Below are 10,321 nucleotides of genomic sequence, written 5' to 3'. Positions count from 1 at the left end.
TACGGCCGGGCATTCTGGAAGCGCTGGACGGGATATCACGTCCGAAGCCGGATCGAGGCGAAGATGCGCTGTCTCAAGTCCTTCGGCGAGCCCATCGCCGCAAGAGACCCAGACCGCCAAACCGCCGAAATCCAGATCCGCATCGCCCTGATGAACCGCTTCCCGGCCCTTGGAACGGCCGAGATCGTTCGTGTGGCCTGATGCTGACGGGGAAAGGGGCTGTCATTCCTCAGTCATCAGTTCTGCGACAACGCCTGGCTGGAGGCGGCACATCTTGACCGCTACTCGCACGAGTTTTCTGGCGGCCAGCGCCAGCGCATCTGCATCGCGCGCGCGCTGGCGCTTCAGCCGGACCTCATCATCGCGGACGAAAGCGTTTCCGCCCTTGATGTGTCGGTCCAGGCGCGCGTGCTGGAACTGTTGCAGGATCTGCAGCGCGAGTTTGGGGTCGCCTATCTGTTCATCAGCCACGACATGGCAGTGGTGAACAATGTGTCTGACCGGGTCGCCGTGATGTATCTGGGGCAGATCGTCGAACTTGGAACGACGGCGCAGATTTTCGGCAACCCTCAGCATCCCTATACCCGCCTGCTGATCGAGGCAGTTCCCATCCCCGACCCTGGCCACGCGCGCGCGACCATCCCACGCAGAGCGTCAGAACTGCCCAGCTCTTTGCACCCGCCGGGACAGGCGCCGCAACGTGTGTCGTTGGTGGACATTGGCAACGGCCACTTGGTTGCCACTTAAGCGATCAGGTCAGAGCACCTCTATCCAACAATCGAATTCGGGGTATTCGCGCTTACTCTTCTGTTGGCTCTCTGTCGGTCAAACATCCGGCGCAGGTTATGGCCACGACGCGAAAACTCGGTGGACGGCTACTTTGCGGACAAAGCAGACTTTTTTGGGGTTGCTCGATCGCCACTCGCAGGCGCAGCATGACCGGCATGATGAGCGGAGTGCAGCCTGCAGGAACCACAGCGTAGCAACTGCAGCAATCTGGGACATGCAGTCATTCGGGTGTGTGAAGTAAGAGCCGACGACGATGGTGGGGCGGAGCTTGCTGCCACAAGGCGCAGACTCGCGGCTTAATCCGACCGATCCGGGGTGCCTCCGCAACCGCAGACAATGCGCAGCACAAAAAGCGCTTGATCGGTTGACCTCGTCAGCCGATTGTGACGTCAGAAAGCAAGTCACTTGGGGAATGTCGGCTGATGTGTGAAGTGGTTTGGTAGCTGGCAAATGAAGTATGAGTTCACAAACAATTGGTTTAGCACCTCTGCTAAACCGATATGGGACCAAGTTATTCCGAGGTTTAATCTGCGGAAAGTCCTGGAAGTTGGTTCCTATGAGGGTGCTAGCGCGTGCTATTTGATTTCGCGGATCCATGCAGCCGGCGGAGGTGAACCCATTGCGTCGATACGTGGGTGGTTGGCGTTGAGCACGGCCCAACCGGCAGCGCGAAAGCAGACATGGGTGCCGTTGAGGCCCGTTTCAGGCGCAACGCAGATATTGCGCTGGGAAGTACGGGTGGGGCTGTTGGTCTCCACATTTACAAGGGCGAGTCTGGCGATGTGCTGACGGTCCTCGCCCATGCTCACAGATCATCGTTCGACATGGTGTATGTCGATGGGTCTCATCAAGCCCCGGACGTGTTGCTCGACGCCTTGCTCGGGTTCCGGCTGCTAAGGGTAGGCGGTTTGTTGGTTTTTGACGACTATCTATGGTCGGAGCCGTTGGCGTACGGCGTCGATCCTGTTCGGACGCCTAAACTTGCCATTGACGCGTTTACAACCATTTTTTGTAGGAAGATTAGAGTCTTATCTGCGCCTCTGTACCAATTGATGGTGCGAAAAACAGCCGAATAACTGCGCCTATTGAGTTAACGAGGCGTTAAAACGTGATGAATGAAGTGAGTGTCGGACCGGCTTCTTCCTTAGGCTATGCTCTTTCCGACGGTCTTGGCGATGGACCTTTTGATGTAGCGGTTGTCATTCCGACCGTCGCGCGGATTTCAATCAAAAGAGCTTTGGAGTCTGTTTTCGCACAAACAGATGCCGGTCGCATCCAAATTGCGATTGGAGTCGATGTGGCAAAGGGGGATGTTGATGTTGTGCGGCAGACTCTGGAGTGTCGCCCACCGAACGTCAGCGCTCTTGTGCTGACCTTGCCTTATTCGACCTCTATGCGACATGGAGGTGTGCACACGCGCGCTGGATGGTGGTAGCTTGCGCGGCATTCTCTCTCTCGCCGCCAATGCGCGATTGGTCGCATATCTGGACGACGACAACACTTGAACAGTCGATCACCTGTCCGGTCTCCGGGCCGCTATCCAGGGGAAGGCGTGGGCATACTCTCTGAGAATGCTGGTCGATGCAGAAACGGACAAACCGATTGAAGTTGATCGCTGGGACTCCTGTGGAGTGGGCAAAGGGCGTTTTGCAGCGCAAGGCGGTTTGGTGGATCCCAACTGCCTGATGGTTGATACGGTTATCTGCGCTGCGGCGCTCGGGACGTGGGCCAACGGTGGTAGCAATAATGGCGGTCATACTGCCGATCGCAACATTTTTTCGCAGAATTCATCAAGCCCCTCACGGCTTCACCGGGAAGGCCACAGCGTTGTACCGGATGCGTCGTACTAACGTCCTCTGGCAGTTGATTGCGGAAAGTCATGGCCGTCCAGTCAGCGAGTATTGGCAGTAGCAGAAAATGCAACGAGACGAAAAGGGCTCTTTGCGCCTAGGACAGCGGCAAGATCACCCCCGTTCACATACCGATCGAATGGCCGCTTCCGCTCTAGTCGCGTTGCAGATGCTGCACCGCCATCGGTCGGCTTTCCGCCCTGAGCCACCATTGAGTGACGGAGTTTTCGCTTCGATGCGTCCCAGCATGGCGGACTTTCACCGCGACTGCGGAAGGTCTCGCCGCGATGCCCTTCAACGCTGGACAGATGCTTCGACCGTTGCCTTCAGGGCGCCAGGCCAAGTAGGCGCAAGACCTCGCGCGGGGCGGGTTTTCGCCAGATGATCTGAAAGCTGTCGGCCACATTGCTGCGGGCCACGGCGACACCGGGCATGGCAATCCAGGCCGGAACCGTGCGACCCAGAAGTGCGAGGATCGTCGTGCGGGCAGCTGCAACGCCTTGCTGAAAGGGCTGCTGGGCAGCCACGCTGACAAACGGCCGGCCTGCGGCCAGCGCGATGGCAACATCTTCTCCCAGATCGACCGTGGCCATTGCAGGGGCATGACCTTCGGACTCAAGCCGGGTCGCCACCGCATTGGCGGGCGTGTCCCAGACCGCGAAGAAGCCCGAGATATCGGGGTGATCCGCGATCATCCGCAGGGCCAGATCGGCCGCTTCCTCGATCGCGCCGAACCGCCGCACATGGGTGCGCACATCGGGCCGGTTGGCCTGCATCCAGTTGGTGAAGGCGATCTCTCGTTCGTTGGTTGCAAAGAAGTCGGCGGCAAAGCCAAGGACACCCACCGCTGCCCCTTCGGCCAGATGCGGAGCTAGCCCGGCGGCGGCCATCTTGCCCAGCCCGAAATTGTCCGACGACACCAGTGAGGTGTAGTGCGATCCGGGCAGAAGGCCGGTCGGAACATTTTCCAGCAAAACCAGTCGGATGCCCGCCGCCGAAACTCGCCGGAAGGCCGCCACGACCTGTTCGTTGGCCACTGGTAGGGCCACGATCGCATCCGGTGCCGCCGCGATCAGCCGGTCAAGTGCGGCCACCTGCCTATCGGCTGAAAAGCTGCAATCGACGACCTCGGTCACGACCACGCCGCAGTCACCGAAGATGCCCAGCATGCCGGAAATCTGCAGCCTCGTCCAATCGCTGTCCAACGTGTGCAGCACGATGGCGACCCGTAGGGTGGCCGTCTTGGCGGCGGCGATATCCTCGGGCAGCAAGCTGACCCGTTCGGGCGGTGCTGCGCGCTCGCCATGGGGGCCAAGTCCGGCAATCGTCATGTTGTGCTCCTTCCCTGTCCGGCTGGCGGCGCAATGGCCGATGGCGGAGCCTCGGTCTTGTCGGCGTGAGCGCGGAAGGTGGCGAAATCGGGGTGCAGGGTCGGTTTGCCCTGAAGGATCCAGTCCTTGAGGAAAGCGGGTGCGAACAGCGCTTCGGAGGCCACGCGCGCCGCCCCCACCAGCCCCGCCGAACTGCCCATTTGCGACCGGATGATCCGCAAGTCGCGCGTCACCAGCGGGTGGGATGCGCCGTAAACCGCCTCGCGGATCCCCGCCAGAAGGTTGTCGTTGGTCTGCACCAAGGTGCCCGACAGCACGATCATATCGGGATTCAGAGCGTTGGCAAGCGTCGCCACCACTTGCCCGATCAGATGCCCCGACTTTGACAGGATCGCCGACGCGGCCGGATCGCCGATCTGCGCAGCCTGTGATACTTCGATGGGGGTGATCTCGGCCCCGCGCCGGAACAGATCAGCCAGAACCGGACTGCGGCCGTCTTCCGCCGCCGCGCACCCCTCGCGCTGGATCATGTCGGATCCGGCCATCATGTCCAGCGTGCCGGTCACCCCGTCAGAGACGACCGGCAACGCACCGATCAGCCCCGCCGCCCCCTGCGCGCCGCGATAAAGCTGCCCGTCACACACGATACCCGCGCCGATCCGGCGCCCGACCTTTATGAACAGCATCGAACGCAGTCCATGGCCCGCCCCGGCGTGTAATTCGCCCATTGTCATGGTTTCGACGCTGGAGCGGATCCAGACCGGCACGCCAAACTGGCGGGTAAGGGTTTCGACCAGCGGGAAATCTTCCCAGGCGGGCAGGACGGGGGGGGTAGCCGTCATGAAGGCATCATCGCGACCGGCAGGAACCGTACCGGGGACCGACAGCGAAATGCCCCAGGGTGCCGTCGGGGTGACCTGACGCTCCAGGCACCAGGTGAACAGGGCCGAAAGCCTGCTTGCCAGTTGGGCTGTTGGGGCGGTCAGATCGGCGGCCTCATGGTGTTCGGTCAAAAGGTTCCCCGACAGGTCCGAGACGCCGACGCCGATTGCCGTCTGGTCCAGTGTCGCCACCAGCACCAGACCGCGCCGGGCCGAGAAACGCACAAGGCGAGGGGCGCGCCCGCCGGTGGCCAGTCCAAGCTCGCTTTCATCGACGAGGCCGAGGTCGGACAAAAGCTGCAGCCGGTCCGCCACCACAGCCCGGCCCAGCTCGCTTTCCCGCTCCAGCGCCTGCCGTGTAGTGGCACGTTCGCTGCGGATCAGGTTCAGGATTTCGACCAGAGACGGTGCTGCTGTTTCGCTGGTGCGCGGACGCCCCTTGCCGCGCGAGCGGTTCGATTCGGCAAGGGCGGCGGCGGACAGCGGCAAAAACGGCTCCTTTGATGTGTTTCCACAGAGATAAATGGCCATCTTCGGCCGTTCAAGTAAATACTTTTGCAGATAAAAGACAAAAGATAGCCTATATAAGCTGAAATACAGTTGACCTGTACCGATTTCCGGCGTAATCACTCCTCCACGGTCCGATGGGGCCAAGAGGAAAGATCGGCCCAGCGGGCAAGGCCGCGCCGGACACGAGAACGGGAGGGGATCACAGATGGCTGAGTGGAAGCTGGCGTATCACGCCAATTGCTGGGGAGAACTTGGCGGAAGTGCCGTGGGGGTCACCTCGATCACTCAGCTAAGCTATCGGACCTTTGGGGCGATGGACCGCGCTTTTGCCGATATCGCTGCGGCTGGATATGAGGGGGTCGAGCTCTTTGACGGCAACCTCCTGGACTATAGCGCTGCCGCGATGCGCAGCCTTCTGGCCGACAACGGGCTGGCGCTGGTTGCCGCCTATGCCGGTGGGAACTTCATCTTTGATGACATCCTGCCCGAGGAACTGGCCCGGGTGACCCGTGCCGCCGACCGCGCCGCCGAACTGGGTGCGCCGCATCTGGTTGTTGGCGGCGGGGCTAAACGTTTCGACGGAATACGCGAGGCGGATTACCACAAGCTGGGCGCGGCGCTGGACCGCGTCAAGGCGATTGCCGATGCCCGGTCTTTGCGCGCGCATTACCACCCGCACCTGTCCACCATCGTCGAGGGTCCGGCCGAGGTTGCCAAGATCTTCGATCTGACCGCAATCGACTTTTGCCCCGACACGGCGCATCTGGCTGCTGCAGGGGGCGACCCGGCGCAACTGATCCGGGATCACGCGCAGCGAATCTCGTATGTGCATCTGAAAGGGTTTCAGAAACAGCCCTTCGCCTTCACCCCGCTTGATCGGGGCGACGTGCCCACCGACCCCATACTTCAGGCGATGAAGGATGTGGGTTTTGCCGGCTGGGTTTGTACCGAACTTGACGCTTGGGCCGACCCTGCCGAAGGGGCGCGGATCAGCCGTGAGTATTTGAACCGGGCCATGGCGGTCTGAACCGCACGCCTTTTACCGGGGGGTGACCCCTTATCTTCTCTGGGAGGAAGAAATCATGATTACCAGACGTGCTCTCTTGGGCTCGGCCACCGCGCTTGCGCTGGTCATGGGACTGAATGTCCCCGCCTTTGCCGATCCTGACACTGCGCTGGCCGCATTGCAGGAAACCGTGCTGTCGAAAGGCCCGAACGGCGAAGACCCCTCGGCCCCCTCGACAGTCGTGCTCAGCGATGAGGAACTGGCGAAGATCAAAGAGATGGGGGCCACCGCCGCAATCGTCATGCACTACGGTGGCAATGACTGGTCCCGCGCCCAAATCAACGGCTTGCAGACGCAATTCGCCGCCATGGGCATTGAAGTGATTGCCGTGACCGATGCGGGCTTCAAACCCGAAAAGCAGGTCAGCGACCTTGAAACCATCATGGCGCAGGCGCCTGACGTCATCGTATCGATCCCCACGGACCCCACCGCGACCGCCGCCGCCTACCGGGCCGCAGGCGAAGCGGGAGCGAAGTTCGTATTCATGGACAACGTCCCCGCAGGCTTTGTTGCGGGCAAGGATTACGTCTCGGTTGTCTCTGCGGACAACTATGGCAACGGCGTCGCCTCTGCACATCTGATGGCAAAAGCCCTGGGGCCGGATGGGGGGGATATCGGTCTGGTGTTCCATGCCGCTGATTTCTTCGTGACCAAGCAGCGCTATGATGCTTTTAAAGCCACCATTGCCAGCGATTATCCGAACATCAAGATCGTGGATGAACAGGGCATCGGCGGGCCCGACTTTTCGGGTGATGCCGAAAAAGCTGCTGGAGCAATGCTGACGGCCAATCCGTCAATTAAGGGGATCTGGGCGGTCTGGGACGTGCCCGCCGAGGGCGTGATCGCCGCCGCACGGGCTGCGGGCCGCGATGATCTGATCATCACCACAGTTGACCTTGGGGAAAACGTGGCGATCAGCATGGCGCAGGGCGGCTTCATCAAGGGTCTTGGTGCGCAGCGTCCGTATGATGCGGGCGTGGTTGAGGCCAAGCTGGCCGGCTACGCGCTGCTGGGCAAAGAGGCCCCGGCCTTTGTCGCCTTGCCAGCACTTCCCGTCAGCAAGGACAATTTGCTGGAAGCCTGGACCCAAGTCTATTCCACCGAAGCCACTGACAACATCAAGTCGATGATGCAGTGATCCCTGCCGCGCGGGGGCCATCCCCGCGCGAAACCAGAGCCTTCGGTCAGGCAGATTGCGCCCCGCCCGCCCGAAGGCTCTCCCCATTTCCCGGAGACCGAAAATGACCAAAGTGATGAATGTCGCCATGATCGGTGGCGGGTTCATGGGCAAGGCGCATGCCATGGCCTATGCGTCGATGCCGATGTTCTTCTGGCCCGCTCCGGCCATTCCGCACCGCAAGGTCGTGGTCGATGTCACCGACGGGGCCGCCGAAGAGGCCCGCCGGCGGTTCGGTTTTGACGAGGCCAGCAGCGACTGGCGTGCTGTGGTAAACCGCCCGGATATCGACGTGGTTGATATCTGCACGCCCAACAATGTGCATGCCGAAATCGCCATCGCGGCGGCAAAGGCAGGCAAGCACATCATCTGCGAAAAGCCCCTTGCACGCACCGTGGAAGAGGCCCGCGCGATGACCGTTGCGGCGAAGGCCGCCGGCATCATCCACATGGTCGCCTTCAACTATCGCCGCACGCCCGCCGTGGCCTTGGCAAAGAAATTCATCGACGAAGGCCGCATCGGCAAGATTCTGAACTTCCGCGGAACCTACCTGCAAGACTGGTCGGCGGATGAAAATGGCCCGCTGTCCTGGCGCTTCCAGAAAAAGATCGCAGGCTCGGGCACGGTGGGCGATATTGGCACCCATGTCGTTGATCTGGCCCACTATCTTGTTGGCCCGATCGCCGAGGTGATCGCGATGACAAAGACCTATGTGACAACCCGGCCCTTGCAGCAGGGCGGCATTGACAAGCTGGGCGCGTCGGAAAAATCGGCAGGTGCCGAACGGGCGCCGGTGGATGTGGATGACGAGGTGATCTCGATGCTGCGCTTTGCCGGTGGCGCTGTCGGCAGCCTTGAGGCCACGCGCAACGCCTGGGGCCGCAACAACTTCATCACGCTGGAAATTCACGGCACCAAGGGCTCGATCCACTTCAACTATGAACGCCGCGACGAATTGCAGGTGATGTTCGCCGACGATCCGGCGGATGCGCGCGGGTTCCGCACCATCTATACCGGTCCGGCGCATCCCTACGGTGGCGGGTTGTGGCCAATCCCGGGTCTGGGCATCGGCTATTCCGAGACGAAGATCGTGGAGTGCTTTGACTTCTTCCGCGCCATCGCGTCAGGCAAACAGCCCAGCCCGAATTTTGAGGACGGGTTATTGACCGAACTGGTGGCGGACGCAATGCTGCGCTCGGGTGAAACCGGAAAATGGGAAACGGTCGGATGACCGCCACGGCCCCGATAACCTCTGCCATTGTTCCCGCCGTTCGCATGAGGGGGATTTCCAAATCCTTCGGCGGCGTGCGCGCTTTGGACAATGTCGATCTGGAAGTGCTGCCCGGAGAGGTTCACGCCCTGCTGGGCGGCAACGGGGCGGGGAAATCCACCATTCTGAAGGTACTGAACGGGGTGCACATCCCCGATGAAGGCACCGTCGAGGTGGCGGGCCAAAGGCTTGCCGCCCCGACGCCCGAGGCCGCCCGGGCTGCTGGGGTGGCGATGAACTTTCAGGAAATGTCGCTGATCCCCACCCTGACCGTGGCACAGAACGTGTTTTTGACGCGCGAGGCCCGCGATGCTCGTGGACTGATCGACGACGAAGATTCGATCCGCCGCGCAGAAGCGATTTTCAAGATGCTTGAGGTTGAGGTGAACCCCCGTGCGTTGGTGGGCGATCTTGGCGCGGGCCAAAAACAGCTGACCGAGATTGCCAAGGCCATCAGTCAGGACGCGCGCGTGCTGATCCTGGACGAGCCTTCCACCGCGCTGGCGGTGTCAGATGTGGAACGGCTGTTCGTCTTTCTGCGCAAGCTGAAATCACAAGGCGTGGCGATCATCTATGTCAGCCATCGGATGGACGAAATCGCCCGTATCGCCGACCGCGCGACGATCCTGCGCGACGGGCGGCATGTAATTACCGCGCCGATGTCGGACCTGCCCATTGATACAATGATCGAACACATCGTCGGCAAACGGTCCAAGGGGTTGGCGGACGTGGTACGCGGCGGTTCTTCGCGGGGTGAGGCCTTGTTGGAGCTCAAAGGCGTGACCGGGCCGCACAAGCCCGATAACGTCAGCTTTACCCTGCACCGGGGCGAGGTGCTGGGGCTTGCGGGGCTGCTTGGCTCGGGGCGATCGGCGCTGGCGCGGGTGATCGCGGGTATCGAGCCTGCGGTGTCGGGTGAAATCCATATCAAGGGCAAACCGGTTCAGATCCGCCGCCCCGCCGATGCCATTGCCCAAGGCGTGGCGCTGGTTCCCGAAGCCCGCGCCACACAAGGCATCATCCCCGCCCACAGCGTTGCCGAGAACATGGTCATGGCGGTTCTGGGCAGGATCACGAAACGCGGACTGGTTGACCTTTCCCGCGCGACGGCAATCACCGACAGCATGATCCAGCGCCTTTCGGTCAAGACGGCCAGCCGGGACCATGCCGTATCCACGCTGTCAGGGGGCAACCAGCAAAAGGTGGTGATCGGCAAATGGCTGGCAACCGACCCCGACATTCTGATCCTTGATGAACCCACAGCGGGCATCGACATCGGCTCGAAATCCGAAATCATCCGGCTGGTGCGTGACCTTGCGGCGGCTGGCAAAGGCGTCCTGGTGATCTCGTCCGAACTCTCGGAACTGCTCACGGCCTGCGACCGAATTCTGGTCATGGCCGATGGCCGCGCGCATCAGATGCTTGACCGCGCCGAACTGGACGATCC

9 protein-coding genes and 2 pseudogenes are annotated in these 10,321 nt (G+C 61.5%); 9 read left to right on the top strand and 2 right to left on the bottom strand.

All coding sequences use genetic code 11. From position 1 onward, the window contains the following. The 5 genes and pseudogenes from RMO18_RS04955 to RMO18_RS04935 all read left to right on the top strand — a co-directional run. Positions 1-201 (top strand): annotated as a pseudogene (locus RMO18_RS04955) (IS5/IS1182 family transposase); the annotation flags it as partial. 72 nt (positions 202-273) lie between these two features. Then, positions 274-747: pseudogene (locus tag RMO18_RS04950) on the top strand (ATP-binding cassette domain-containing protein); the annotation flags it as partial. A 722-nt stretch (positions 748-1,469) separates the two neighbouring features. Further along, positions 1,470-1,865 (top strand): class I SAM-dependent methyltransferase, encoded by a 396-nt coding sequence (locus RMO18_RS21085; RefSeq protein ID WP_405054006.1) that lies wholly within the window; start codon positions 1,470-1,472, stop codon positions 1,863-1,865. Positions 1,866-1,897: 32 nt separating this feature from the next. After that, the gene (locus RMO18_RS04940) at positions 1,898-2,224 is read left to right on the top strand and encodes a hypothetical protein (protein ID WP_309664295.1); all 327 of its coding nucleotides are present in this window, start codon (positions 1,898-1,900) and stop codon (positions 2,222-2,224) included. A gap of 136 nt (positions 2,225-2,360) precedes the next feature. Beyond that, complete coding sequence (locus tag RMO18_RS04935; RefSeq protein ID WP_309664294.1) at positions 2,361-2,639, top strand: hypothetical protein; 279 nt, start codon at positions 2,361-2,363, stop codon at positions 2,637-2,639. 326 nt (positions 2,640-2,965) lie between these two features. Here RMO18_RS04935 and RMO18_RS04930 read toward each other — a convergent pair whose 3' ends face one another. Together RMO18_RS04930 and RMO18_RS04925 are read right to left on the bottom strand one after the other, a co-directional pair. Beyond that, positions 2,966-3,970 (bottom strand): substrate-binding domain-containing protein, encoded by a 1,005-nt coding sequence (locus RMO18_RS04930; RefSeq protein ID WP_309664292.1) that lies wholly within the window; start codon positions 3,968-3,970, stop codon positions 2,966-2,968. Further along, complete coding sequence (locus RMO18_RS04925) at positions 3,967-5,340, bottom strand: ROK family protein (RefSeq protein WP_309664291.1); 1,374 nt, start codon at positions 5,338-5,340, stop codon at positions 3,967-3,969. Before RMO18_RS04925 ends, RMO18_RS04930 begins: the two co-directional genes overlap by 4 nt. 226 nt (positions 5,341-5,566) lie before the next feature. Here RMO18_RS04925 and RMO18_RS04920 point away from each other — a divergent pair, with 226 nt between their 5' ends. From RMO18_RS04920 to RMO18_RS04905, 4 genes are all read left to right on the top strand, one after another. Beyond that, positions 5,567-6,388, top strand: a complete 822-nt coding sequence (locus RMO18_RS04920; RefSeq protein WP_309664290.1) for a sugar phosphate isomerase/epimerase family protein — start codon at positions 5,567-5,569, stop codon at positions 6,386-6,388. Positions 6,389-6,443: 55 nt separating this feature from the next. After that, positions 6,444-7,565, top strand: coding sequence for a substrate-binding domain-containing protein (locus RMO18_RS04915; protein ID WP_309664288.1), 1,122 nt, complete (start codon positions 6,444-6,446; stop codon positions 7,563-7,565). Positions 7,566-7,668: 103 nt separating this feature from the next. Then, the gene (locus RMO18_RS04910) at positions 7,669-8,835 is read left to right on the top strand and encodes a Gfo/Idh/MocA family oxidoreductase (protein ID WP_309664286.1); all 1,167 of its coding nucleotides are present in this window, start codon (positions 7,669-7,671) and stop codon (positions 8,833-8,835) included. Next, the coding region (locus RMO18_RS04905) for a sugar ABC transporter ATP-binding protein (RefSeq protein ID WP_309664285.1) at positions 8,832-10,321 on the top strand (1,490 nt) is incomplete at its 3' end. The genes RMO18_RS04910 and RMO18_RS04905, both read left to right, overlap by 4 nt.

It is taken from the genome of Tabrizicola sp., assembly GCF_031377265.1.
In the GTDB taxonomy this organism is placed as follows: Bacteria; Pseudomonadota; Alphaproteobacteria; order Rhodobacterales; family Rhodobacteraceae; genus JAUYQR01.
Note: the sequence above shows the minus strand (reverse complement) of the source record. Positions and strands in the feature narration are given on the sequence as shown.